29 protein-coding genes and 1 pseudogene are annotated in these 23,735 nt (G+C 38.9%); 26 read left to right on the top strand and 4 right to left on the bottom strand.

Annotation, left to right across the window (positions count from 1 at the left end; all coding sequences use genetic code 11):
• The first annotated feature begins 10 nt into the window (after positions 1–10).
• The 10 genes and pseudogenes from cybH to HPT25_RS24410 all read left to right on the top strand — a co-directional run bounded on the left by cybH (position 11) and on the right by HPT25_RS24410 (position 7,683).
• Entirely contained in the window at positions 11–802 is a 792-nt protein-coding gene (gene cybH, locus HPT25_RS24455) for a Ni/Fe-hydrogenase, b-type cytochrome subunit (RefSeq protein ID WP_173070162.1), read from the top strand.
• The gene (locus HPT25_RS24450) at positions 795–1,280 is read left to right on the top strand and encodes a HyaD/HybD family hydrogenase maturation endopeptidase (RefSeq protein WP_173070160.1); all 486 of its coding nucleotides are present in this window, start codon (positions 795–797) and stop codon (positions 1,278–1,280) included. Before cybH ends, HPT25_RS24450 begins: the two co-directional genes overlap by 8 nt.
• Positions 1,277–1,696 (top strand): hypothetical protein, encoded by a 420-nt coding sequence (locus HPT25_RS24445; RefSeq protein WP_173070158.1) that lies wholly within the window; start codon positions 1,277–1,279, stop codon positions 1,694–1,696. The genes HPT25_RS24450 and HPT25_RS24445 overlap by 4 nt, the downstream gene beginning before the upstream one ends.
• Before the next feature lie 8 nt (positions 1,697–1,704).
• Entirely contained in the window at positions 1,705–2,073 is a 369-nt protein-coding gene (locus HPT25_RS24440) for a hydrogenase maturation nickel metallochaperone HypA/HybF (RefSeq protein ID WP_312857332.1), read from the top strand.
• Positions 2,070–2,729: a hydrogenase nickel incorporation protein HypB gene (gene hypB / locus HPT25_RS24435; protein WP_173070153.1), complete on the top strand. Its 660-nt coding sequence runs from the start codon at positions 2,070–2,072 to the stop codon at positions 2,727–2,729. The genes HPT25_RS24440 and hypB overlap by 4 nt, the downstream gene beginning before the upstream one ends.
• Positions 2,714–5,023: pseudogene (gene hypF, locus HPT25_RS24430) on the top strand (carbamoyltransferase HypF). The gene hypB and the pseudogene hypF overlap by 16 nt, the downstream one beginning before the upstream one ends.
• On the top strand, positions 4,996–5,232 hold the full coding sequence (locus HPT25_RS24425; RefSeq protein WP_173070151.1) for a HypC/HybG/HupF family hydrogenase formation chaperone: 237 nt from the start codon (positions 4,996–4,998) through the stop codon (positions 5,230–5,232). The pseudogene hypF and the gene HPT25_RS24425 overlap by 28 nt, the downstream one beginning before the upstream one ends.
• Entirely contained in the window at positions 5,204–6,316 is a 1,113-nt protein-coding gene (hypD, locus tag HPT25_RS24420) for a hydrogenase formation protein HypD (protein ID WP_173070149.1), read from the top strand. The genes HPT25_RS24425 and hypD overlap by 29 nt, the downstream gene beginning before the upstream one ends.
• A complete protein-coding gene (gene hypE, locus HPT25_RS24415) occupies positions 6,316–7,317 on the top strand; it encodes a hydrogenase expression/formation protein HypE (RefSeq protein WP_173070147.1) in 1,002 nt (333 codons plus the stop codon). Before hypD ends, hypE begins: the two co-directional genes overlap by 1 nt.
• Before the next feature lie 114 nt (positions 7,318–7,431).
• The gene (locus tag HPT25_RS24410; protein WP_173071453.1) at positions 7,432–7,683 is read left to right on the top strand and encodes a DUF2535 family protein; all 252 of its coding nucleotides are present in this window, start codon (positions 7,432–7,434) and stop codon (positions 7,681–7,683) included.
• Between the two features lie 177 nt (positions 7,684–7,860).
• Here the strand turns inward: HPT25_RS24410 and HPT25_RS24405 are convergent, their stop codons facing one another.
• Positions 7,861–8,769 (bottom strand): MBL fold metallo-hydrolase, encoded by a 909-nt coding sequence (locus tag HPT25_RS24405; RefSeq protein WP_217269824.1) that lies wholly within the window; start codon positions 8,767–8,769, stop codon positions 7,861–7,863.
• A gap of 198 nt (positions 8,770–8,967) precedes the next feature.
• Between HPT25_RS24405 and HPT25_RS24400 the strand changes: the two genes are divergently transcribed.
• Positions 8,968–9,546, top strand: a complete 579-nt coding sequence (locus HPT25_RS24400) for an SCO family protein (RefSeq protein ID WP_312857329.1) — start codon at positions 8,968–8,970, stop codon at positions 9,544–9,546.
• A 128-nt stretch (positions 9,547–9,674) separates the two neighbouring features.
• The gene (locus HPT25_RS24395) at positions 9,675–10,253 is read left to right on the top strand and encodes a YpmS family protein (RefSeq protein ID WP_173070145.1); all 579 of its coding nucleotides are present in this window, start codon (positions 9,675–9,677) and stop codon (positions 10,251–10,253) included.
• 134 nt (positions 10,254–10,387) lie between these two features.
• Here HPT25_RS24395 and HPT25_RS24390 read toward each other — a convergent pair whose 3' ends face one another.
• The gene (locus HPT25_RS24390) at positions 10,388–11,182 is read right to left on the bottom strand and encodes a DUF4397 domain-containing protein (RefSeq protein ID WP_246277276.1); all 795 of its coding nucleotides are present in this window, start codon (positions 11,180–11,182) and stop codon (positions 10,388–10,390) included.
• 174 nt (positions 11,183–11,356) lie between these two features.
• Between HPT25_RS24390 and msrA the strand changes: the two genes are divergently transcribed.
• Both msrA and msrB read left to right on the top strand, forming a co-directional pair.
• On the top strand, positions 11,357–11,881 hold the full coding sequence (gene msrA / locus HPT25_RS24385; protein ID WP_173070141.1) for a peptide-methionine (S)-S-oxide reductase MsrA: 525 nt from the start codon (positions 11,357–11,359) through the stop codon (positions 11,879–11,881).
• 50 nt (positions 11,882–11,931) lie between these two features.
• A complete protein-coding gene (msrB, locus tag HPT25_RS24380) occupies positions 11,932–12,330 on the top strand; it encodes a peptide-methionine (R)-S-oxide reductase MsrB (RefSeq protein WP_217269986.1) in 399 nt (132 codons plus the stop codon).
• 212 nt (positions 12,331–12,542) lie between these two features.
• Here the strand turns inward: msrB and HPT25_RS24375 are convergent, their stop codons facing one another.
• Positions 12,543–12,695, bottom strand: coding sequence for a hypothetical protein (locus HPT25_RS24375; protein ID WP_173070137.1), 153 nt, complete (start codon positions 12,693–12,695; stop codon positions 12,543–12,545).
• Between the two features lie 533 nt (positions 12,696–13,228).
• Between HPT25_RS24375 and HPT25_RS24370 the strand changes: the two genes are divergently transcribed.
• The 11 genes from HPT25_RS24370 (at position 13,229) to yodN (ending at position 23,025) form a co-directional block, all read left to right on the top strand.
• Positions 13,229–13,375, top strand: a complete 147-nt coding sequence (locus HPT25_RS24370; RefSeq protein ID WP_173070134.1) for a YjcZ family sporulation protein — start codon at positions 13,229–13,231, stop codon at positions 13,373–13,375.
• 259 nt (positions 13,376–13,634) lie between these two features.
• The gene (locus tag HPT25_RS24365) at positions 13,635–14,993 is read left to right on the top strand and encodes an aspartate aminotransferase family protein (RefSeq protein ID WP_173070132.1); all 1,359 of its coding nucleotides are present in this window, start codon (positions 13,635–13,637) and stop codon (positions 14,991–14,993) included.
• Entirely contained in the window at positions 14,994–15,686 is a 693-nt protein-coding gene (locus HPT25_RS24360; RefSeq protein WP_173070130.1) for a CoA transferase subunit A, read from the top strand.
• Positions 15,671–16,336, top strand: coding sequence for a 3-oxoacid CoA-transferase subunit B (locus HPT25_RS24355; RefSeq protein ID WP_173070127.1), 666 nt, complete (start codon positions 15,671–15,673; stop codon positions 16,334–16,336). Before HPT25_RS24360 ends, HPT25_RS24355 begins: the two co-directional genes overlap by 16 nt.
• Before the next feature lie 32 nt (positions 16,337–16,368).
• Complete coding sequence (locus HPT25_RS24350) at positions 16,369–17,640, top strand: peptidase (protein WP_173070125.1); 1,272 nt, start codon at positions 16,369–16,371, stop codon at positions 17,638–17,640.
• Between the two features lie 5 nt (positions 17,641–17,645).
• The gene (ablB, locus tag HPT25_RS24345; protein WP_173070123.1) at positions 17,646–18,500 is read left to right on the top strand and encodes a putative beta-lysine N-acetyltransferase; all 855 of its coding nucleotides are present in this window, start codon (positions 17,646–17,648) and stop codon (positions 18,498–18,500) included.
• Between the two features lie 67 nt (positions 18,501–18,567).
• Positions 18,568–19,962: a sigma-54 interaction domain-containing protein gene (locus HPT25_RS24340; protein ID WP_173070121.1), complete on the top strand. Its 1,395-nt coding sequence runs from the start codon at positions 18,568–18,570 to the stop codon at positions 19,960–19,962.
• Positions 19,963–20,157: 195 nt separating this feature from the next.
• Positions 20,158–21,588 carry a lysine 2,3-aminomutase gene (kamA, locus tag HPT25_RS24335; protein WP_173070119.1) on the top strand — a complete coding sequence of 477 codons (1,431 nt, stop codon included), beginning with the start codon at positions 20,158–20,160 and terminating at the stop codon, positions 21,586–21,588.
• Between the two features lie 10 nt (positions 21,589–21,598).
• Positions 21,599–21,877, top strand: coding sequence for a YokU family protein (locus HPT25_RS24330; protein ID WP_173070117.1), 279 nt, complete (start codon positions 21,599–21,601; stop codon positions 21,875–21,877).
• 95 nt (positions 21,878–21,972) lie between these two features.
• Positions 21,973–22,200: a YozE family protein gene (locus HPT25_RS24325; protein ID WP_173070115.1), complete on the top strand. Its 228-nt coding sequence runs from the start codon at positions 21,973–21,975 to the stop codon at positions 22,198–22,200.
• 129 nt (positions 22,201–22,329) lie between these two features.
• Positions 22,330–23,025 carry a germination protein YodN gene (yodN, locus tag HPT25_RS24320; RefSeq protein WP_173070113.1) on the top strand — a complete coding sequence of 232 codons (696 nt, stop codon included), beginning with the start codon at positions 22,330–22,332 and terminating at the stop codon, positions 23,023–23,025.
• A gap of 9 nt (positions 23,026–23,034) precedes the next feature.
• On the opposite strand, the gene HPT25_RS24315 is transcribed toward yodN, so the two are convergent.
• A complete protein-coding gene (locus HPT25_RS24315; protein ID WP_173070111.1) occupies positions 23,035–23,202 on the bottom strand; it encodes a hypothetical protein in 168 nt (55 codons plus the stop codon).
• A 181-nt stretch (positions 23,203–23,383) separates the two neighbouring features.
• On the opposite strand from HPT25_RS24315, the gene HPT25_RS24310 reads away from it, so the two are divergent.
• Positions 23,384–23,554: a YozD family protein gene (locus HPT25_RS24310; protein ID WP_173070110.1), complete on the top strand. Its 171-nt coding sequence runs from the start codon at positions 23,384–23,386 to the stop codon at positions 23,552–23,554.
• The last annotated feature ends 181 nt before the right edge of the window (positions 23,555–23,735 follow it).

Genomic DNA, 23,735 nt, shown 5'->3' with positions numbered 1-23,735 from the left:
AGTGAAAAAAATGGGTGCACCTAAATTGCCGACACTTCCGCCAAAACCCTTATCAAATCAATCGGTTGGTATCAATAGCGAAAATTCCTTTCATCCTGAGAAACCGATTGTCTTTAAACCTATTATTAATGAAGTAAGAGTATATGTTTGGCAATTACCAGTGCGTATTTTCCACTGGATCAACGCGCTGGCAATTGTACTATTAATGATTACCGGTATTTACATTGGAAAACCTTTTTCCTCTGCACTAATACCGGAAGAAGCTTATTTTTCAAACTTAATGGGCTGGATGCGGTACATACACTTTTCCGCTGCCTTTATTTTTACGATCAACCTAATGTATCGATTATTTTGGGCGGCAATTGGCAATAAATTCTCAAAATCCAATCCGTTCAGGTGGATATTTTGGATAGAAGTATTTGAAACAATTAAATTCTATTTGTTTTTGAAAAATAAAAAACCTCATTATATCGGTCATAATCCATTGGCACAGCTAAGCTATTGGATCTTCTGTTTCTTTGGCTCATGGGTTCTTATGCTGACGGGGTATTATATGTATTTTGAACCTCAGCCTGAATCCTTCTGGGCAAAATTGTTCAGCTGGGTAAAATATGTGTTAGGAGACAGCTATTCTATACGTTCCTGGCATCACCTTATGGCATGGGGGATGATGTTATTTATGGTTATTCACATTTATATGGCTTTCCGCGATGATTATTTGGAAAAGAACGGATCTATTTCATCTATGTTTACCGGCTACAAAACAGAGCCAAGCAAATCAGTGGGTGATAAAAATGAATAATCAAAACAGGACAAAAATAACCATATTAGGAATTGGCAACACTCTCTTCTCTGACGAGAGTGTTGGCATTCATCTTTTACCACTTCTTGAGAGTGCATTACAAGATTATGAAAATGTTGAAATTATTGAAGGAATGACTGATGGAATGAAATTACTTGGACCTGTTGAGGATGCGGAGAATTTGATTATTATTGATGCGATTAATGCCGGAAAAGAGGGAGGAACCATAATGAAATTAGAGGGAGAAGAAATTCCTGCCTATTTCGGTATTAAGATGTCGATTCATCAACTTGGTTTTCAGGAAGTATTGTTGGCGGCTAAAATGCGGGAGCGATATCCTAAGCAAGTAGTTATGTTTGGGATGCAGCCATCATCATTAGATTTAGGCGTTGAATTAACAAAAACAAACCAGGAAAAACTAGGAGACCTTGCTAAAGAGGTGATTGATCAAGTCAATTGCTGGAGCAATGTCCGATGAGGCGCATTGATTTTTTTAGAGAAATAAAGTCCAGTTTAATAGATACGGTTATATCAGTTTATGATCCATTTATTAAAAGTGATATAGAGAAGGTAGAGGAAGTAGCGAATCTGATATTGGGAATTACTTGGGTACCTGTTCTGAAAGAAAATGCCCCATATACTAATTTGGATATGGAATTTATCAATGGAATGCCCATTATCTTTTTCGGTAATGAAACGAACAGAATGGCAATGGAAGGTTTTTGTCCTGAATGTTTGCACATTTTTACCGTAACATCACTATATTCAATTGTGAAATGTTTGGATTGCGGAAAGGAATACAATTTTAAAACTCAATTAGGAGATTTAAAATTTAAATCAATGCCCTTGAAGAGAATAAATAAAACGTATTATGTAGGTTTCACCCATAGTTAAGAAATGAGATGAGCATTTTGCATGAAATATCGTTAATGGGAGAGATTCTTCAGCTTGTTCAAGAAGATGCTGCGGAAAAAGGAATAAATAAAATTGAAAAAGTCGAGTTAATGGTTGGAGAGATCTTCAATGCAATGCCAGATGCTTTGAGGATGGCATTTGATATTTTTCGGGACCAAAATCAGCATCTTTTTCATAAAGATGCTAAGCTTGTTATTCATATCGAAAAGGCAGAAGCAGAATGTGTTCTTTGTCGCAAGCTCTATCAACCCAGCCAAAAGCTAGCACTCTGTCCGGTTTGCCAGATTCCATCCGGCAAAATCCTTTCAGGGGAAACGTTTCAGGTCCTGTCATATGAAGGGAGTCATGAAAGATGAAAGTAACACTAAGAACTGATGTATTAACAAATAATAACAAGGCGGCTATGTTTAACAGGGAATTATTTCATGATACAAAGACATTAGTCATTAATTTAATGAGTTCCCCTGGGGCAGGTAAGACTACATTATTGGAAGAAACCGTCAAGAATCTTTCCGGCAAATATCGAATTGCCGTTATTGAAGGAGACCTTGCTACAGAAAGAGACGCGGATCGAATTAGAGCAATGGGAGCAAAGGCAGTTCAAATTAATACCCATGGTGGATGTCATTTAGATGCACGAATGGTAGCAGCAGCTTTAGGGGAATTTGACCTTGATGTAATTGATATTTTGTTTATCGAAAATGTTGGCAATTTAGTTTGCCCATCCGGATATGATCTCGGCCAGAGTCATAAAGTGGCCGTTTTAAGTGTGCCTGAAGGAAATGATAAAATTCCTAAATATCCACAAATGTTTATGCGAACGGAACTTGTTTTGTTAAATAAAATAGATTTGCTCCCATACCTTGATTTTAGTATGGATGAAGCAAGAAAAGACCTGATGGAAATTAATCCGAAATCAGCGTTGTTCCCGCTTTCAGCCAGAACCCAGGAAGGATTGCATAATTGGTTTACTTGGTTGGAAGGGGCATTTAAGCGATGCGTACGGCAGTAAATTTAGACGTACGCGGCAGGGTTCAAGGTGTAGGGTTTCGGCCGTTTATTTTTCAGCTTGCCAATCATTACGATTTAGCAGGAACCGTGCAAAATAATATGGATGGGGTCAAGATTCACGTTGAAGGTGAAGAAGATTCTATTAAATTATTTTTATCAGATCTAAAAATAAATGCACCAAGACTTTCAAAAATAAATGAAATATTGATAGAAGATGCAATACCGCAAAATCAGGATGAATTTACCATTATCCCAAGTGAACGAAGTGGAAAATCGCAGCTTGTAATCCCTATTGATTCGGCCGTTTGCGATGATTGCTTGCGTGAAATGTATGACCCTGATAATTTTCGCTACCAGTATCCATTTATAAACTGCACCCAATGTGGTCCACGCTATACGATTATAGAAGAACTTCCATATGATCGACCATACACATCAATGAAAACTTTTCCGATGTGCGAGGAGTGCCTTAGCGAATATGAGGATCCGATAAACAGGCGACACCATGCTCAGCCGATTGCCTGTCCGAAATGCGGACCCAAGTTACAGCTTCTGAAAAATAATGGTAATCTTGTAGATTGTGAGAATTCGATTACTAAAACCATTCAGTTACTAAAGGAAGGAAAAATTGTTGCCATCAAAGGGATTGGCGGTTACCACTTGAGCTGTGATGCACGAAATGAACAAGCAGTGGCTGCTTTACGGCAAAGGAAAAACCGCCCTTTACGACCGCTTGCCGTCATGGCTGCATCTGTCAAGGCCGTAGAGCAGTTTGCTGTATTAAGTCAAAGGGAAATGGAGGTTTTAACCAGCCCTGAATCACCAATCGTGATAATGAAAAAAAGCAAAGGTTACTCACTAGCATCAGGTGTTGCACCGAAAATGAGTTCGATTGGGGCCATGTTGCCTTATACACCTCTGCATCATTTATTATTTACTGATCCTGGTATTGAATGTTTGGTGATGACAAGTGCAAATCTTTCTGGTATGCCGATTCTCTATAAAGATGACGAGGCTATTCAGAATCTAGCAGGGCTTGCCGATTACTTACTTACAAATAATCGAGAAATCTTACATCCATTAGATGATTCGGTCGTTCAAATAATCGATGGTCATCTCGACTTTTTGCGAAGGTCAAGGGGCTATGTTCCAGACCCTTTAACGACTGAAAACGATGTTTCTGAAATCATCGCCTTTGGCGGTCAGCAAAAAACGATGTTCACGATCGGCCGCAATCAGCAAATATTTGTCGGGCCGTATATCGGTGATTTGGAAAATATCGAAACATTAGACCATTATAAACATGAATTGGAACATCTATTAAAGTGGATTGAAACGCCGAAAACAATAGCAGTCATAGATGCGCACCCAAGATATCAGGTTCAAAAACTAGTTAAAGATTATCATTTTTCTGAAGTGATAGAGGTTCAGCATCACCATGCACATATGGCTGCATGTATGGCTGAGCATCGTATTTCAAGGAAAGCATATGGAATCATCCTTGATGGGACAGGTTTCGGATCTGATGGAAATGTCTGGGGGTTCGAAATCTTTTATGGTGATGCGTTGGAGGTCCAACGTTTGGCACATTTACGCTATACTCCTCTTCCCGGTAGCGAAAAGTGCATTCTTGAACCATGGCGGAACGCTGCAGCCATGCTGATTTCACTTCACGGAGAAAAGGGACTCCAAATGGCCAAATCTATTTTTCCTGATAAAGCTTCCGAAATTAATACTATAAAAAGAATGATTGAACAAAATTTGAATACAGTTTATGCCGGAACTTGCGGCAGACTGTTTGATACGGTCAGTGCTATATGAGGTGTAACAAAGGTATCAACATATGACGGGGAGGCAGCCATTTCGTTAGGTGAAATGGCTGATGAACAAATGGTTGTTAAACCATATCCTTTTACATTAAAGGTCCAAGATGTAATGGAGCTGGATTTTTCGGAGATGTTGAAAGAGATTGCTGAAGATGTTTTGGCTTTTAAGGATATTGGATGTATCAGCGGAAAGTTTCATGAAACTATTGTTCAAGCAGTTGTTTCGGCCATGGAGCATTTGCAAAACCTAAATTCTGACTTTATGAAGACAGTGGTTATGTCGGGTGGGAGTTTTCATAATCGTTATTTAAGAAAAAGATTAAATGCTGAACTACTGGATATGGGTTTCAATGTCTATTTACCAGAGTATATTCCATGTAATGACGGCGGGCTGTCTTACGGGCAATTAACAGTTGCGACAGCTAAAAGGAGGTTTGGACAATGTGTGTTGGCGTACCGGCAAAAGTAGTGAAAAAAAACGAATATAGTGCTGTAGTTGATGTAATGGGATCACAAACCACAGTTGGCACCATATTCGTTCCTGAACTAGAACAGGGTGACTATGTCATCGTTCATGCTGGGCAGGCTATGAGCATCGTTGATGAAGAATATGCCAAACAAAGTGTGGAAGAATGGAGGAAGCTTGTCAATGCTCGAAATTCTGAAACAGTCAAATAATCCTGAGATTTGCAAGCCGCTAGCTGAAGCTGTTAAGGAAAAAGCCAAACAATTTCAGAATAAATTCGGGCGTAATCCAGTGTTTATGGAAGTTTGCGGCTCCCATACGATGGCGCTAGCCCGATCGGGCGTAAAACAAATTCTAAAAAATGATGTCCAGCTAATATCCGGTCCAGGCTGTCCTGTTTGTGTAACAGACCAAAAATCGATTGATGAAATGATCGCACTGGCAGAAGGTGAAAATCGTATTATCTGTACATTTGGTGATATGATGAGGGTTCCCGGCTCCGAAAAATCATTGCTTGATTCCAGAATTGCCGGTAAGGACATCCGGGTACATTATTCACCTGTAGAAGCGGTGAAAGTGGCAGAGGAAAACCCGGACAAAGAAGTAATTTTTCTTGGCATCGGATTTGAAACGACGATACCGATTTTAGCGCTAATGGTTGGGGAAGCAGAAAAACTCGGAATATCAAACATTTCAATTTGGATGACCACAAAACTGGTTGAGCCAGTACTGCGGTATTTGTTGGATTCTGGCGGAGACCATATGGACGGATTTTTATTACCAGGCCATGTCTCTATTGTTTTGGGAGAAGATTCATATCGGTATTTAGTCGAAGAGTATCATATGTCTGGTGTCATCACAGGCTTTGAAACAGCAGAGCTTTTATCTGGAGTTTATAAATTGATAGAACTGGCATTAACAGAGCAGACGGCGCTAGTAAACAATCATCCTTCCGTTGTCAGCAAAACTGGAAATCTTGTTATCCAGCAATGGTTTAATAAATATTTGACCACGTGTGACGAGGCCTGGCGCGGAATTGGGATTATACCAGACAGCGGAATGGATTTGAAACCGGAGTATGATCGATATAATGCGAGAAAAAAGTTTTACATAGAAGTCAATGAGCCAAGAAAATCAAAATGCCGATGTGGGGAAGTAATACGTGGTTTAATTTCCCCGATGGAATGTCCTTTATTCGCAAAAGCCTGTTATCCGATGAACCCAATTGGCCCTTGTATGGTATCTACTGAGGGAAGCTGTGCAGCCTATTATCAGTACATGAGGGAGTGTTTTTGATGGAGAAGTTTATCAGTTTGGCGCATGGGGATGGAGGGGAATTAAGCCACAGGCTAATCCGTAATATTTTTATCGAAGCATTCGGTGATTCAAAGGCAGCGATGTTTGATGCTGCTGAAATTGCACTCGCAGGCGGACAAATAGCTGTTACAACAGATTCATTTGTCATAAAGCCAATTTTCTTTCCTGGGGGCTCAATTGGAAAATTGGCTGTAGCAGGGACGGTAAATGATCTTGCAGTAAGTGGCTCTATTCCAGCATATCTTACTTGTGGATTTATTATCGAAGAAGGTTTCGCTGTTTCCGACTTGAAGATCATTGTCTCTGATATGGCGAAGGAAGCGAAGGAAACAGGTGTTTCGATAATTGCGGGGGACACCAAAGTTGTGGAACGAGGCAGTGCAGATGGAATTTACATTAATACAACTGGGATTGGCATTTTTAAACAAGGAATCAGCTGCAGCCTGGAATTTAAAGAAGGGGATGCCATTATAGTATCAGGAACCATTGGTGACCACGGTGTTGCTGTACTCACGGCAAGAGGAGATTTGGGTATTTTTTCTCCAATAAAAAGCGATTGTGCATCATTGAATCGGATGCTTAGGAGAGTTCTAGATCTTTCAGAAGGGATAAGGATCATGCGCGACCCGACGCGAGGCGGATTAGCAACCACACTGGTGGAAATTGCTGAAGATTTTAATTTAACAATGAAAATAAATGAAAGATCCATACCTGTTAAAGAAGAAGTCCAAGGCGTCTGTGATCTTTTAGGTTTTGAGCCGCTATATTTAGCAAATGAAGGGAAAGCTGTACTTATTGTGGCTGAAAAGGAGAAGGAAAAGATTCTACAAATGTTGAAAGAGTTTCCGGAAGGGCGAGATGCAGCTATTATAGGTTCAATTATAGGGAAAGAGAAAGGCCAATTACTTCTAGAAACACCATTAGGCTCGAAGCGTCTATTAACCAGATTATCGGGGACCATGTTTCCGAGAATATGTTAATGTAACAAAATGGGATAATCTTAAATTATTTTTTTAACCGAGCATATTTAGACACTTTTCGAGGAGCAAAAGGTGTATAATATAATCAAACGGGTGAAAAAGAGGATTGATATTTTGTTATTAAAAAGCCTAGAGTTCAAAAATGTTGTTGGACAGAAGGTTAAAGTCATGGATATTCCTGTATTGGAGGAAGATAGCACTTATAAATTTATGATCCAAGTCCGTTTGCAGACGTATATTGCGTCCATCTATAAGGAGAAAAACCCAAGAAAAAGCTACTCCTTTAGAGATTATTTGAAAAAGGTTATGAAATGGCCTGATTATGAACAGCTATTTAAAGTGGATGAGCTGAAAAATAATGCATAATTTGATGAGAGGATCGGGGAAACCCGGTGCTCTTTTTTGTTTAAAAACTATGTTAAAGTTTTTCGTTGATTATTCCACAAGAGTGTTATGCTCACTCGAAGAAATCAGCAGCCTGGTGTAACAGAATTTATTGAAAAAAATGACATGGGAAATAGGATGGTTTCAATTGCCATCCTATTATGTAATGACCAGATTTGAAGTCTCAGGAATGGAGAGTCCAAGACGCTTTAAATGTTTTCGAATTCCACTTCGTTCCCATGTTTTAAGAATGGTATTTTCTAGACTTTTTTTTGGATAGAAGATTCCAATATCCGTCAGTTCTTCAAACGTTAGCCCTTCCTGAGCATAACGGGTAATGATCTGGTCTCTTCTCTCAATAATTCCGAGAAAGTCTCCCATTTTCTTTTTGAATTCTTCCTTTGAAAAAATTCCCTTTTGATGTCCAGTAATATATGTGTTGGCATCAAGGGTAAGGAGTCTTTTACCTGAAGATATAAAATCATCAATATCACCATCTGTTCCATTATACCAAGGTCCAAACGATGTCATGTCATAATCTCCTGTAAATACAATACCTAATTCAGGAAAATATGGACATGAAAGACCGCTTGTATGTCCAGGGGTATGAAGAAAAATGACTTTTACATCTCCAAATTTCGTTTCTGTTTCATAGTCATATGTTCCCGTAATTTCCCCAAGATTTTTCGTCCATTCCTGCGGCAGGGTCTTTTTCCAGTTTTTCACCCCATTTGGACCCCATTCTTGGAAAACGCCGTTGGCATGAGCAATTCCCTCGATCGTCCGGGAGGTTTCATACTCAATTGGATTAATCCATTTGGGAACGTCACCAAATAAATGATTGTGTAGCGTATGATCCGGATGATAATGAGTGTTAATGATTAACTCAATCCCATATTCCTTTTCAACATCTAAAAGAAGCGCAGGATCAGCGCCGCTGTCAATCAAGACTTTATCGTCCCCATTGATGAATAAACTTCGGGAATAGGGAACCTTACTGAAATTCTTTCCTTCTAAAATCATGACCGGTCCGATTTGCTTTATTATCCATTTCACCTCTTCATTCATGAAAAAAGAATCCTTATCATTCGAACAAAATTCACCATAATAACAACAGATGAATGAATACTCATTCATTATATCACGTATAAAGGAAATTTTAAAAGGACTAAGGTGCCTGTCACCAGCTTAGAGTTTTTTCTTTCATCTTTTTCTAAACTTTGGTAGACTGAATTTGAAGGGAAATGGAGAAGGTTGTGAGATGCGGTGAAATTTAGATTTACTTTTTTTATACTTTTGATTAGTTCGCTATTTTTATCTGCATGCGGTCAAAAGGAAATAAAAGATGAAGTGGATTGGCCAATTAAAAATTTTTCAGCAACAACCCAATCTAACAAGACATTTGATTTAAAGAGTGTAAAAGGGAAGGTTTGGATTTCAGATTTTATTTTTACTAGTTGTGCGGATGTTTGCCCGCCAATGACTTCGAATATGGCAAAATTACAAAAAAAGGTGAAGGATGAAGGTCTAAAGAATGTGGATTTTGTCTCCTTTAGCATTGATCCGAAAGTGGACACTCCTGCAGCTCTTTCAAGGTTTGCTAAGCAATTTCAGGCGGATTTTAACAATTGGACCTTTTTAACAGGTTACTCACAAGCTTTTATTGAAAACTTCGCTTTGAAAAATTTCAAAGAATTTGTTAAGAAGCCTGCTGAGGGTTCTCAAGTAATACATCAAACGTTTATTTTTTTGGTGGATCAAAATGGTCATGTCAGAAAATCTTATGACGGCTACCAAAATGTCCCATATGATGAGATTATTCAGGATATTAAAGCATTGCAATAGACCACTCATCTGGTCTATTTTTTATGGTCAGAAATGGTTTGAATAATTATCCAAGTGTTATACTAAAACAGGACATTTGGATTTGTCTTGAATTCGTCAAATAAATAGAAAAAGGAGAACCGGTACTAATGAATAACAAATGGAAGGTAGCTTTCCTCATCTTGTTAGGAATCAACCTTGTGGTTTTAATTGTAATCTGTTCTCTCGCGCTCGTTTCCCCTAAGAATTATGAAAACAGCCAGTTAAAGGAACCTTTATCCGATTTCGTTTCTTTCCATGTGAAATCAAATAAAGATGATTTAAATCAGCTTATTAATCATTATTTGCAAGAGCAGGCAGCAGGTTCCCCGATCAATTATCGTCTGGTTTTGGGCGACGAAGTTGAATTATATGGGATACTTCCTGTATTAAGTGATAACTTGAATATGAAAATCAGCTTTGAACCAATTGCGCTTAAAAATGGTGATTTAGTTTTAAAACAAAAAAAGATTTCCTTAGGACGACTAAATCTTCCCATTTCGTTTGTGCTTAGTGTTATCAGTGAAAGTTTTCGGGTTCCACAAGGTGTAGAAATCAGGCCTAATGATAAGCTGGTATATATTCACATGCAAGATATAAAGTTAAAGAGTGATATGAAAATAAAAGTAGATCAAATTGATTTGCCAAAGGATAAAATTGGCTTTAGCATTTTAGTTCCTGTAAAATAGGTGCCGCCTGCAATAGGGGCACCTAATTCTTTTTAAGCCGTAGGAAAGTATAACTTTCCAATCAGGCATAAGTGCACGAGGGAATGTTTCGTGTGCATTAGCCTCGCTGCCGAAAAGCTGTGCTTTTCGACGAACTAAGCCTCTGTCTTTGACCTAACGGGCTCGCCAGTCGGCGAGTTTTCTTTATCCTTTATAATAATAAATTGAAGTTCTGGTTCCGATTTTGTTAGACCAATAAATAGGATCGTGTAACTTTCATTAGCTTTAAATTGTATTTTTGGCATGGATAAGATCACATTGCTGGTGCCTGATTCCCTTGCTTCTAGGTCTACGGTCATAGGCATCAAGCCTAAATATTCTGTAGCTTGTTTGTATTCAACATCAGGGAAAATGACATCCCGATTCTTAACTGCGATATCCAGCTTTTCTGTATCAGGGGATAAATGAATAAAACGAACTTTTGCTTCATTAAAAGGAACCTCAGGTTGGTTTTCAAACATTAGTAGCCTCATTTTTTTTACTTGCCCGATTGTTGTTAACGTATAGCTCTTTCCAGGCTCTATCAGTATTTTTTTGTTTAGGACACTTTCTATCATGTTTCCAGTTGGATAAATATCAATATGATATTTACCATTATTTAGAAGTAGGTCAGGGCTGACATTTTTAAATGGAAGATCTTTGATTATTCGTTCCCCGTTCAGATAAAAATCGATATTTGGAGAATCATATGAGGTATGAAGAACTCGGATTGTTGCAGGATGCTCATGCAATTCTGTTTGAGTTCGCAGTGTTTCGAAGGCCTTATTCATATATTTCAAGTGTTTCAGGTAATAATTCATGTGAAAGCCGGGGTTAGAGTATTTATAAAATTGGGCCAGTAAATCATACATATATGCCCTTTGAAGATATTCATTGTGATTTCTTTCCATAGACATACATTTCACCTTCTATTTTGTCATTATCACTTACTTTATTCCGTTCTTTCTTTGTAGGTGTCTAGAGTACAAAGTAAAAAAGACGAAATCGAATATTTTATTTTTCTAAACTCTTTAGGTATACTCATGTACAGATGAAATATTTTCAAAGGACTAGGGGTGGTATGGATGGAACAATATCAAACAGCAACTTTCGCCGGAGGTTGTTTTTGGTGCATGGTAAAGCCGTTTGATGAGCAGCCTGGCATTAAAAGTGTAATTTCCGGTTATACCGGGGGATACGTGGAAAACCCAACATATCAGCAGGTCTGTGCAGAAACTACTGGACATTATGAAGCAGTACAAATCACGTATGATCCGGAAATTTTTCCATATGAAAAATTGTTGGAATTATTTTGGCAGCAAATTGATCCGACAGATCCAGGCGGCCAATTTTACGACAGAGGGCAATCCTACCAAACAGCGATTTTTTATCAAAACGAAACTCAAAAAAGTTTGGCTGAGGAATCCAAGAAAAAGTTGGAGGAAAGTGGTCGTTTTAGTAAACCGATTGTAACGCCTATTCTTCCTGCGAAGCCGTTTTATACTGCTGAAGATTATCATCAGCATTACTATAAGAAAAATCCAATCCACTATGAAAGATATCATATCGGCTCAGGAAGAGCAGATTTTATTAAAACCCATTGGAGGTGAAGAAATTGAAAAATAAAAATATCGACCAATTAAAGAAAGACCTGACACCAATGCAATTTGAAGTTACACAAAATAATGGCACGGAGCCGCCATTCCGCAATGAATATTGGAATGAAACCCGGGATGGTTTATATGTCGATATCGTTTCTGGCAAGCCGCTATTCAGCTCACTTGATAAATTTGATGCAGGATGTGGCTGGCCGAGTTTTACAAAACCTATTGAAGAGGAAGAAATCATCGAAAAAACAGATTTAAGCCATTTTATGATTCGGACGGAAGTGAGAAGTAAATCTGTCGATTCACATTTGGGACATGTTTTTAATGATGGTCCGGCACCTACAGGATTGAGATATTGCATCAATTCAGCGGCTTTACGCTTTATTCCAAAGGAAAAGTTGGAAGAGGCAGGTTATAAGGAATATACTCAGCTGTTTGAGGATAGATCCTAAAAAGCCGGTTAATATTGCGCATCTCATGTTGCCTGAAAAAATCTATGTGAATGTACATGCTGATCAGTACTTGATAATTGACAAAGGGAGGGAGGAATTAAAATTCCTCCCTCCCTTTATTGGCTGGTTTCAATCTATTTTTTAAGTACGGAAGACAAGAAATATCCAAACATTCCAATGGAGCCACAGCCTTTTTCCAAATAAGTTCCTAATTACGCATTCATCATTTTCTTTTTTAAACCTTCAAAACACTCTTTGCAAAAATCCATTACGATATAATCGGTTTCTATAATGTAATCCACATTTGGATTCCGACAGCTGTCACAATCTACGCCATCTTTATGTTCCTGTATGATTTCTAACATTTTTGCACCTTCCAATACGAATTTATATAGGTTAAAAATAAAAGACGGGGATATATTGTCCCGTCTTCTTATTTTCTTAATTGACTCATATTCTCATTCAAGTGCAAAAGCATTCCGATTATAATAACACTAAATATCGTGGAGATTAAAGATCCACCTACAATTAACCTTAAATTTATGGATGATTGCCTTTTAAACACTGTAATCTTCCTTTCGTTAGCTGTTCTTACGGATTACCCAATTGGTAATTTTAGTTTACCCATATCAGGAAGAAGTTAACCTGTTGGTTTACATTATTAGGAAATTACATGATATCAAAAGCAATAGGACCATCATTTATCTATAGCCGATTTAAATATAAGATGGGTACAAATCTATCTTTGTCTATTCCTTTCGTTTTTTTATTTCTTCGACAAGTCATTCAAAACCTAAACAAGCCCATTATTTCAATATTTAGGCAAATACACATGCGGGTCAAGCACCTAATACATATCTTAACAGGGAAACGAAACAAATCATGAGGAGTGATATGTATGTATTACGGTGGATATGGTTTTGATGGATGTTGCCATCCTGGATATGGGTATGGCGGTGGGGTTGGCTTCGGATTTGGCGGATTTGCGTTAATTGTTGTATTGTTCATTTTGTTGATAATCATTGGTGCAAGCTGGGCCTATTGATAATAAGACTATGTAAGCATGTGTAAATTTTTCTATTTGAATGGAGCAGAAATTGGCAGTCAAGTTTAACTGACCTGATTATTAAAAAGTGGCAGACTCCCTTTCGAGTCAGCCGCTTTTTTATTTCCTGGAAGAAAGAAATAAAAACTTGAATCATACAATTTCTATAAGGGTGGATATTAATACCTTAAAAACAGAAGGGATTTGTTAACTGGAGAGCCTAGTTCCTCCATCTTTAAAAAAAGGAAGTGATTTTCCTATGAGCCGTTCATTTTTAATAAAACCGATGCTGGATGAAGACTATCCGTTAATTGATTATGGAAAAGGAGTCTATTTATTTGATATAGACGGAAAGAAATATTTAGATGCAGCATCAGGTGCTGTTACTGCCAATATAGGCCATGGTGTGCCAGAAATTATTGAAGCCATGAGTGAACAGGCGAAAAAAGTCTCATTTGTTTATCGATCCCAATTCACCAGTGAACCTGCGGAAAAGTTGGCAGAGAAAATAGCCTGCCTATTGTCAGCGGATTTAAACTGGAGTTTTTTTGTCAATAGCGGTTCAGAAGCGACAGAGACAGCCATGAAAATGGCCATCCAATACTGGCAGGAAAAAGGAATAAACACAAAAACAAAAGTGCTGTCTAGGTGGGTCAGTTACCATGGAATTACTCTCGGTGCTCTTTCAATGTCCGGACATCCACTTAGAAGAGCTCGTTTTGTTCCGCTGTTAGAAGATTTTCCAGTCATACATCCCCCCTATTGTTACCGCTGTCCTTATCAGCTTGAAGCTCCTTCCTGCGGCATCCTTTGTGCAAAAGAGTTAGAAATAGCGATTAATCGAATTGGATCTGACAAAATTGCTGCATTCATTGCCGAGCCGGTGATTGGGGCGGCAGGAGGAGCCATTGCACCTCCCGAAGATTACTTTAAAATGATTAAAAAAATCTGTGAAAAATATGACATTCTTTTTATTGCTGATGAGGTAATGACGGGTTCCGGCAGGACGGGAACGATGCTGGCCTGTGAACATTGGGGTGTTGTTCCTGATATTGCGGTATTGGGAAAAGGACTTGGGGCAGGCTATGCACCAATCGCAGCAGCAGTAGCCAGTGAAAAGGTCATGCTGCCGATAATACAAGGTTCAAAATCAGTCATGAGCGGTCATACCTTAAGTGCCAATCCCCAGACATGTGCAGTTTCTTTGGCGGTTTTGGAGTACTTAGAAAAGCATAATATTATTGCTGAGGTAGAAACAAAGTCGGATTTTTTAAGATCACAGCTTGAAAAACTTAAAAGTCAATTTTCGTTTATTGGTGATGTTCGAGGAAAAGGTTTATTATTGGGGATTGAATTTGTGGAGAATGGGGCGACCAAAGAGCCGTTTTCCAGAAGCGAAATGGTTACACAAAAAATAGTTAATTTAGCTAAGGAAAGAGGGCTCCTCGTCTATCCAGCAAATGCAGGAATAGATGGAGTAAATGGGGATGCAATTATCATTTCCCCTCCGTTAACCATTTCCAATCAGGAAATGTGGGAATTAGTTGGTCTATTAAGAGAAACCCTTATGGCATTTTCTGTCTCAATTAAAACATCAGGGACGACAGGAGGTGCTTAAATGGAAAATATGTTTGGAAAAATTACGACGCTCGATAAAGTGATGGATTTATTCCATGATGGGATGACACTGATGTTTGGTGGTTTTGGAGGGGTAGGAACACCACCTGATCTCATTGATGGCATCCTTGAAAAAGGTATCCGGAACCTTACGTTAATTGGAAATGATACGGGCTTCCCGCACATTGGCATTGGCAAAATCGTCAGCAATGAAAGAGCGATCAAAGTTATTGCTTCCCATATTGGTTCGAATCCTATAGCCGGAAAGTTAATGCATGAGGGGAAAATGGAGGTTGAGTTTTCCCCCCAAGGGATCTTGGCAGAAAGAATCCGCGCAGGAGGCGTTGGTCTTCCTGGGATTTTATCCGATATTGGCATCGATAATGAAATTGTTACAAAAAATAAACAGAAATTTACACTTAAAGGCAAGGATTATCTAATAGAATCTGCGCTAACGGCAGACATATCAATTGTTTATGGAAAAAAGGCAGATGAATATGGAAATTTAATTTATGACAAAAGTGCCCGCAATACCAATCCTCTAGTGGCGATGGCGGGAGAAGTGACCATAGCTGAAGTCGAAGAAATTGTTCCGCTTGGGATGTTAAATCCTGAAGAAATCATTACACCAGGGGTGTTTGTGGATTATGTTATTCCAACAAAGGGAGTGAATTGGAAGTGGGCATGGGAGTAGATATCCGCAATAAATTGGCACGTCGAGCTGCAGAAGAAATTCAGCATGGAATGGTAGTTAATCTTGGAATTGGCATCCCTTCGCTAGTTCCAAATCATCTGCCAAAGGAAATTCAAGTAATATTTCATGCGGAAAATGGAATAACTGGAATGGGTCCCAGCCCAAATAAAGGGGAGGAGGATGAGAATTTATGTAATGCAGGCGGCTTTCCGGTCACGCTAAAAATAGGGGGATCTTATTGTGACAGCGGTATAGCTTTTGGCATGATTCGCCGAGGCAAAGTGGATATGACGATATTAGGTTCACTTCAGGTCAGCAAATGTGGAGATTTGGCCAATTGGATTGTGCCTGGGAAAAAAGTGCCCGGAATGGGCGGTGCAATGGAATTGGCGCAAAAAGCAAAAAAAGTGGTTGTATTAATGAATCATTGTGATAAGCAGGGAAACCCCAAAATTGTCAATGAATGTACCCTCCCATTAACTTCATCAACTTGTGTAAATATTATTATTACGGAGCTTGCTGTTTTTCAAGTGTCATCTTCCGGGCTCTTCTTGACAGAAGTGTTTGAACCATACGATTTAAAGACGATTAAAGAAAGAACAGGCTGTTCATTTATCATTCACGAACAAATTCGAAAAATCACCTATTAAACCGAACCATATTCCTTAAAGGAGTGGGACAAGTGAGTAATATTGAAACTCGAATGAGTAACTGGCTAAAGGAGAATCGTGCACGAGGTGCAAGATTGCTGCAAATACTGGTACAGGAAAACAGTACTAGGGGGAATGAAAGCGGAGCCCAAGCCATTATCATTGAAAAATGCCGTCAGCTTGGATTGACGCTTGATATTTGGGAAATAGGGGGAGAAGAATTAAAGAAGCATCCAGCATTCTGCTGTGATCGGAATGACTTTGAGGGCAATCCCAATTTAGTTGCAGTTCTAAAAGGCGCAGGAGGCGGAAAATCGATTATCTTAAATGGGCATATTGATGTGGTCCCAGTAGGTGACGAATTAAACTGGAATCAGGATCCTTTCAGCGGCCATATTGAGTGTGGAAGACTTTATGGCAGAGGAGCAACCGATATGAAGGGAGGAACGGTTGCCATGTTACTCGCAATAGAATCTATTATTGCGACAGGAACGAAGCTTAACGGTGATATTATTTTTCAAAGTGTGATTGAGGAAGAGAGCGGAGGTGCCGGCACGCTTGCCGCTGTTTTAAGAGGGTACAAAGCAGATGGAGCGATCATTCCGGAGCCGACAAATATGAAAATCTTTCCTAAACAACAGGGATCCATGTGGTTCAGAATCACTGTAAAAGGGAAAGCAGCCCATGGCGGTACCAGATACGAGGGCATAAGCGCCATCGAAAAATCCCAACTCGTCTTTGAAAGATTGCAACAATTAGAGAAAGATAGAAATGCTAAAATTACCGATCCCCTCTATGATCAAATCCCAATTCCAATTCCCATCAATATTGGCAAAATAACAAGCGGGCAGTGGCCTTCTTCGGTGCCTGACACCGCGATTATTGAAGGTAGAATGGGAGTGGCACCAGAAGAAACCATTGAACATGCCAAGAGAGATATGGAAAATTGCTTAAAAGACCTATGCCGAGAGGATGCATGGCTGAGTGAGCACCCCCTGAAAATTGAGTGGTTCGGAGGAAGGTGGCTGCCTGGAAGTCTTAATGATGATCACATGCTAATTAAAGAGCTTAGTGAAAGTTATTTGGAAATAAAAGGTGAGACGCCTATTATTGAAGCAAGCCCTTGGGGGACTGATGGCGGGATATTATCTACTGTCGGTGGAACACCTGTAGTTGTATTTGGCCCGGGAACGACCGAGATTGCCCACGATGCAAATGAGTATATCATTCTCGAAGAGATGTTTGCGGCAAGCGAAATTATTGCTCGTACCCTGATTAGATGGTGTGGGGTTCAAAAGGAGTGAATGGAATGAGTCAACCTGCCTCATCAATGTTTATTGAGGATAGTGAGTACTTCCTGGAAGTTTACAATGATCCATTCAATAAAAGGATCCGCGTGGATGATTATCGCGGCAACCTAAAATTAATCCTCGATAAAACAGAGAAAATCGTTCACAAAAATAACGCTGAAAAATTGATAATGAAAGGGCGTAAAGAAGATACCTTTCTGCTGTTTGAGTTAGGTCTGCAGCCTGAGGCAATAGTAGATCGCTATTATCGCGGCTCGGACGCTTATTTTTTTGCAAAATATTATACACCTGAACGAAAACGAAATGATCACTGGATGACGGAAGATGGCATTATTCGAAGTGTATATCAATTAGCCGCTTCTTCGCAACTTGTTAGACCCCCGAATGATTATGTATTAAAAAAAGCAGATTTAAGTGACGCAGCTGAATTGGCTGCTCTATATAGCCGAGTATTTCAGATTTATCCGACCCCGCTTTTTGAACCAGAGTACGTCAAAAAGACGATGCATGAGGGAACAGTATACTTTGTCTTTTTTCACCAGGGGAAAATCGTCAGTGCTGCCAGCGCTGAAATAAATGTTTTATATAAAAATGCCGAATTAACCGATTGCGCGACGCTCACGGAATACCGTAAATACGGATTGATGAAGGTCCTTCTTTATGAATTGGAAGTTGAATTAAAAAAACAAGGTATATTTTGTGCCTATTCTATCGCAAGGTCGCAGTCATTCGGTATGAATGCAGCGTTGTACCAACTTGGATACGGCTACCGCGGCAGGTTAATGAATAATTGTTATATTTACGATAAGCTTGAAAATATGAATATGTGGGTTAAACATCTAGTAGACTGCTGAAATTTTGGCTCATGGTGCCAGTTTTTCGGCACCTTGTCATATGGTATTAAGGGTCAGGTGAAAACCTATGGTTTTGTTCACTGCATTAACACAAGAGGTTCTAGCTGCAATCTTAAAAAGTATTGATGAAGGGATCCATGTGGTCAATACGGAAGGAAAAACAATTTACTATAATGAAGTAGCAGCGCGACATGATGGCATGGAGGTAGAGGAAGTGCTTGGCAAGCATCTTTTAGATGCCTTTCCCTCGTTAACTGTTGACTCTAGTACATTGTTAAAGGTCATCCAAACCAGCAAACCGATCTATCATCAAACACAAGTATATTTAAATTTACATGGAACAAGGATTGATACCATTAATACAACCTTGCCGATTTTCCTTGATGGAATCATTATTGGAGCTGTAGAAATTGCTAAAGATTATTCAAGAATGAAGCTGCTAGCGGAGAGGCTGCTGGATTTACAAAAAGGATTGAAAAAAAAAGACGGCAGTAAAAAGACCACTAAACAAGTACATTATACTTTTAATGATCTAAAGACTGTGAATCCGGTTTTAATTAGATTAAAGGATGAGGCTAAGAAGTTCTCAAAATCGGATTCTCCTATTCTTGTATATGGCGAATCAGGTACAGGAAAAGAGCTTTTTGTTCAGGGGGTTCATCATGAATCTTCCCGCAGAAATGGCCCTTTTATAGCACAAAACTGTGCAGCCATACCTGAAACGCTGCTTGAAAGTATGTTGTTTGGAACAGCAAAAGGGAGTTATACCGGGGCAGTAGAACGAAAGGGACTATTTGAACTGGCAGATGGCGGCACCTTGTTTTTAGATGAACTTCATACAATGCCCATCGAACTTCAGGCAAAACTACTTCGTGTGATTGAAGACGGTATGGTTAGGAGGGTTGGAAGCACAGAAAGTAATATGGTAAATGTACGGGTGATTGCAGCCATGAATATGCAGCCGATTAAAGCGCTGCAAGAACAGAAACTTCGGTCTGACCTGTACTACCGGTTAAATGTGTTTACTTTTGCGCTCCTTCCTTTAAGAGAGCGGAAAGAAGATATTTTATTGTTGACGGAATTATTTATTCGGTTTTTTAATGAAAAATGTTCCAAAAGAATCCAAGGTGTGGAACAAAAAATAAATCAATTTTTCTTAGAATACGAATGGCCCGGAAATGTGCGTGAATTAAAGCATACGATTGAATATATGGTTAATATTTGTGAGGGAGAGCGTTTAGGATATGAAGATTTGCCGATCATGTTGAGACAGTCATCACCTTCAATGGAGCAGATAAACAGGAAGACGGAAAGTCTGTCATTAAGAAAAAACGTGGAGGAACTAGAGAAGAGCTTATTGATGGCAGCTTTGGAACAGGCGGAAGGAAATATTAACCAAGCAGCAAAGCTGTTGGAAATCCCCAGACAGACATTGCAATATAAACTGAAAAAAATGACTTAAGTGGGTGCCGAATTTTCGGCGCTTTTTATTTGCGCAATCCGTCGTTTGACCACAAGTTGATTGGAGCGTAAATCATCAGCCGAGTTTTATAAAGCTATTTTATTTGAAAAAATATGAATAAAAGCAAGTGATCACGATGTTTACAACTTGGCACAATTCTTGCATATATTGTTAGCAAGGATTGGAGGAATGTACATGAAATCTTTTTTATATAAGCCTGAAAGAAATTGGAAAGATATCGAGCTTTGGAAGGATGTTACCGAGGAACAATGGAACGACTGGCTTTGGCAGCTTACAAATACGATTCGTACATTGGATGATTTAAAAAAGGTCATTAATCTTACACCCGATGAGGAAGAAGGGGTCAAAATTTCGACAAAAACAATCCCCTTAAATATCACTCCATACTACGCTTCATTAATGAACCCTGATGATCCTCGCTGTCCAATTAGAATGCAATCTGTCCCTATTTCAAAAGAGATATATAAAACCAAATACGACCTTGAAGATCCATTACACGAGGATGAAGATTCCCCTGTTCCTGGTTTAACACACCGCTATCCTGACAGGGTTCTCTTCCTTGTGACAAATCAATGTTCCATGTATTGCCGCTATTGTACAAGAAGACGCTTTTCCGGCCAAATTGGCATGGGTGTACCAAAGAAACAACTGGATGCCGCCATTTCCTATATCCGGCAAACACCCCAGGTACGAGATGTCTTGATTTCCGGAGGGGATGGACTGTTAATTAATGACAATATTTTAGAATATATTTTAAAAAATTTACGAGAAATCGATCACGTGGAAATTATCCGCATCGGAACGAGAGCCCCTGTTGTGTTTCCACAGAGAATCACCGACAACTTGTGTAACATTTTGAAAAAGTATCATCCGATTTGGCTAAATACGCATTTTAATACATCAATTGAGATAACAGAAGAATCGAAAAAGGCATGTGAAATGCTGGCAAATGCAGGCGTACCAGTCGGAAATCAGTCGGTCATTCTTGCTGGAATAAATGACAGTGTTCCAATAATGAAAAGGTTGATGCATGATCTCGTCAAAATCCGTGTACGACCCTATTATATATACCAATGTGACTTATCGGAAGGAATTGGTCATTTCCGCGCACCGGTTTCCAAAGGACTTGAAATCATCGAGGGATTGCGTGGTCATACGAGTGGTTATGCAGTTCCGACTTTTGTTGTGGATGCCCCTGGTGGTGGTGGGAAAATTGCCTTGCAGCCAAATTATTTAATTTCTCAAAGTCCCGAAAAAGTGGTGCTGCGGAACTTTGAAGGGGTCATTACCTCGTATCCAGAACCAGAAAATTATATTCCTGGCAGGGCGGAGGATTATTTTAACGAGGTCTATCCTGATATGGATGAGAAAAAATCATTGACAGGCATTGCCGGAATTATGAATGATCAGCATTTTAACCTCGTTCCTGATGGTTTGACTCGATTAAACCGCCGCAAAGAATACAATCAGGACCCATTACACGCAACATTAAAGGATAAACGGAGTAAACGTGATGAACTGAAGGAAAAGAAATATCAAGCACAGCAAAATAAAACAGATGTGGCTCCATTAGATAAGACTGAGAGCCCAACTGGAAATGAATAGGGGAGTGAATATGAAGATTACCTGTGAATGGTGCGGTGATCAAGCAAGAATTTGTCAAAGCACTGTATACTGGGAGCTTCCGGATGGAACAAGAGCCATCAAAATTACGGAAACACCCGCTGTGTCTTGCACAAGCTGTTTAATGGTGTATCAAACGGATCAAGTAACAAAAGAAATCGAAGACCAATTATTTTTAGTAGATACGAAAAAGATAGGGAAATCCATTAGCTATCAGGAATTAATGGCATTGCCAAGGCTGCTGAAAAGAAATTATTTTGATTTTTCGTAGAAAATGGTATGCATCTGGACGTCAATGGAACAATCGATTATAGTTATTCATAAAAATAACATAAAAAATGAAATTGCAAGGAAAGGCGTTCCAATATGAATAAATCGTTTTATCATTTTTTAATGAAATATCGCCATCCATCACCAAAAGATGAAATTAGCCAATTCGCCAACAATGCCTATCTGGATCATAGTTTTCCAAAGCATACAGATGATTACCATGAGCTTAGTACTTATCTGGAGTTAAATGGTCACTATCTAGGTTCTATGGCCATTTTTGATGAAGCATGGCAGCAATACATGTCTTCTGAAAAAAAGCAGTAGCATGATAAAAATCGCCTCACTTTTGAGGCGATTTTTTCATTTTCCAAATGCCATGCGCTTTTGAATTGGCCTGCGCATATACTATTGTAATCAAAATTCACGACGAATGATTTGAGAGGATGGGAGGAAATGGCGAAAAGAAAAAAACCGAAGTATCAGATCGGGGACACGGTCGTGATTACGATTTATGGAACTGTCGGCAAAATTACAGATGTTAAATGGCTGGATGGCAGCTTTGTTTATGAAGTAAATAAAAGTCAGGGCCTGTTTTTGGAATCGGGATTAAAGCTTTTATCCGAATACGATGGAACGATTATGGAACAGGAACAGATTGACATTGAATATAAATTTTTTATTGGAGATCTTGTCCAAGTTAGCGGTTATGGTGCTGAATTATTTAAAGTGGTGGGGTTCCGGACAGAGATTTGGCGTTATAAAGAGGATGCATGGGAAGATGTCATATACGAGCTTTCAAGGGTAAGTGACGGAGAATGGCTCGAAGTTGGTGAAGAAGATTTAACACTCGTTGCTGATGCTCAAAGCGCTGATACCTTCATTCAAAAATTGGGTTTATTGTATTTGGTTGATAAGCAGGAAAAAACTTCAAAAAAACAAGTGGTGCAGAATTCACCCAAAAAAATTGAAGTAGAAGAAATTGCCCGGAAAAAAGAAAAAAAAGAACTGATTGATCATCTTCTAGATGTATATAATGATTATCGAATCCTGTACGAATTATTCCATGACCAAGAATATTATCAAGTCATGCGGGTGGTTTTAAGGAAATTGGAAAGTATCGTCAGTAATGATGGGAAAAGGCAGGTATAGCACGAATTACTACCACCTCATAATTTCAAGGAATAAATAAATGACAAACGGAATCCCAGCCCATTTTATAAGCAAATACATGGAATCAGTCATCTTTGACATGATCCGGAGGGTGTGGCCATCCTCCTGATTCACGTCTTCTAATAGAGCTTCTAATTTCGATTCTAATTTAGACATATTCACACCTCATCAAGTAATTTTACAACTAATCTATGCTTGTCCTATTTTAAAAATGCCCATGATTATTTCTAAATATAGAAAATTTTTAAATGGTAAAGTAGTTCTACAGCGGAAAACAAAGTCAATAGCATGAAAAAGCTTTATACATCATAAATTCTGTAAAAAGGGGGGCGATTACTTGAGAGAAATTGAAGTATATATTGATACAGAGGAAATTGCTGAATTTTTTTTCCATGAGCTAGTTAAGAGGGGGTACGTTCCCAGCGAGGAAGAATTGGAGGAACTTGCGGATATTACATTTGAGTATTTAATTGAAAAAAGCATTATTGATGAGGAAGTTGAGGAATAATCGAAATTAAGCAGGAAATGAAAATAAAATTTAGAATTGTAAAGATGAGTAATAAGTGCTCGCCTTTTTATTTGGTAACGAACGAGGTCAAGCCTTTATTTGATATAATGTGAGCAAGTAAATCGTTTTTTAGTCGGGAGGAAACAAAAGCATTCGAGTGCATTACTTACGAATCCTTTTA

The sequence above is a fragment of the Neobacillus endophyticus genome (assembly GCF_013248975.1).
GTDB lineage: Bacteria > Bacillota > Bacilli > Bacillales > Cytobacillaceae > Neobacillus > Neobacillus endophyticus.
The sequence above is the reverse complement of the archived record's forward strand: the minus strand, read 5'-3'. Positions and strand labels throughout refer to the sequence as shown.

What these genes read in the sequence shown, in the direction of transcription:
- kamA (WP_173070119.1), top strand. Translation starts at nt 20,158, where the DNA reads ATGAAATCTTTTTTATATAAGCCTGAAAGAAATTGGAAAGATATCGAG.
- HPT25_RS24365 (WP_173070132.1), top strand. Translation starts at nt 13,635, where the DNA reads ATGAGCCGTTCATTTTTAATAAAACCGATGCTGGATGAAGACTATCCG.
- msrA (WP_173070141.1), top strand. Translation starts at nt 11,357, where the DNA reads ATGGAACAATATCAAACAGCAACTTTCGCCGGAGGTTGTTTTTGGTGC.
- hypE (WP_173070147.1), top strand. Translation starts at nt 6,316, where the DNA reads ATGGAGAAGTTTATCAGTTTGGCGCATGGGGATGGAGGGGAATTAAGC.
- HPT25_RS24360 (WP_173070130.1), top strand. Translation starts at nt 14,994, where the DNA reads ATGGAAAATATGTTTGGAAAAATTACGACGCTCGATAAAGTGATGGAT.
- HPT25_RS24375 (WP_173070137.1), bottom strand. Translation starts at nt 12,695, where the DNA reads ATGTTAGAAATCATACAGGAACATAAAGATGGCGTAGATTGTGACAGC.
- HPT25_RS24330 (WP_173070117.1), top strand. Translation starts at nt 21,599, where the DNA reads ATGAAGATTACCTGTGAATGGTGCGGTGATCAAGCAAGAATTTGTCAA.
- cybH (WP_173070162.1), top strand. Translation starts at nt 11, where the DNA reads ATGGGTGCACCTAAATTGCCGACACTTCCGCCAAAACCCTTATCAAAT.
- HPT25_RS24405 (WP_217269824.1), bottom strand. Translation starts at nt 8,769, where the DNA reads ATGAATGAAGAGGTGAAATGGATAATAAAGCAAATCGGACCGGTCATG.
- HPT25_RS24370 (WP_173070134.1), top strand. Translation starts at nt 13,229, where the DNA reads ATGTATTACGGTGGATATGGTTTTGATGGATGTTGCCATCCTGGATAT.
- HPT25_RS24425 (WP_173070151.1), top strand. Translation starts at nt 4,996, where the DNA reads ATGTGTGTTGGCGTACCGGCAAAAGTAGTGAAAAAAAACGAATATAGT.
- HPT25_RS24325 (WP_173070115.1), top strand. Translation starts at nt 21,973, where the DNA reads ATGAATAAATCGTTTTATCATTTTTTAATGAAATATCGCCATCCATCA.
- msrB (WP_217269986.1), top strand. Translation starts at nt 11,932, where the DNA reads ATGCAATTTGAAGTTACACAAAATAATGGCACGGAGCCGCCATTCCGC.
- HPT25_RS24315 (WP_173070111.1), bottom strand. Translation starts at nt 23,202, where the DNA reads ATGTCTAAATTAGAATCGAAATTAGAAGCTCTATTAGAAGACGTGAAT.
- HPT25_RS24390 (WP_246277276.1), bottom strand. Translation starts at nt 11,182, where the DNA reads ATGGAAAGAAATCACAATGAATATCTTCAAAGGGCATATATGTATGAT.
- HPT25_RS24440 (WP_312857332.1), top strand. Translation starts at nt 1,705, where the DNA reads ATGAGCATTTTGCATGAAATATCGTTAATGGGAGAGATTCTTCAGCTT.
- HPT25_RS24340 (WP_173070121.1), top strand. Translation starts at nt 18,568, where the DNA reads ATGGTTTTGTTCACTGCATTAACACAAGAGGTTCTAGCTGCAATCTTA.
- HPT25_RS24450 (WP_173070160.1), top strand. Translation starts at nt 795, where the DNA reads ATGAATAATCAAAACAGGACAAAAATAACCATATTAGGAATTGGCAAC.
- ablB (WP_173070123.1), top strand. Translation starts at nt 17,646, where the DNA reads ATGAGTCAACCTGCCTCATCAATGTTTATTGAGGATAGTGAGTACTTC.
- HPT25_RS24395 (WP_173070145.1), top strand. Translation starts at nt 9,675, where the DNA reads ATGAATAACAAATGGAAGGTAGCTTTCCTCATCTTGTTAGGAATCAAC.
- hypD (WP_173070149.1), top strand. Translation starts at nt 5,204, where the DNA reads ATGCTCGAAATTCTGAAACAGTCAAATAATCCTGAGATTTGCAAGCCG.
- yodN (WP_173070113.1), top strand. Translation starts at nt 22,330, where the DNA reads ATGGCGAAAAGAAAAAAACCGAAGTATCAGATCGGGGACACGGTCGTG.
- hypB (WP_173070153.1), top strand. Translation starts at nt 2,070, where the DNA reads ATGAAAGTAACACTAAGAACTGATGTATTAACAAATAATAACAAGGCG.
- HPT25_RS24445 (WP_173070158.1), top strand. Translation starts at nt 1,277, where the DNA reads ATGAGGCGCATTGATTTTTTTAGAGAAATAAAGTCCAGTTTAATAGAT.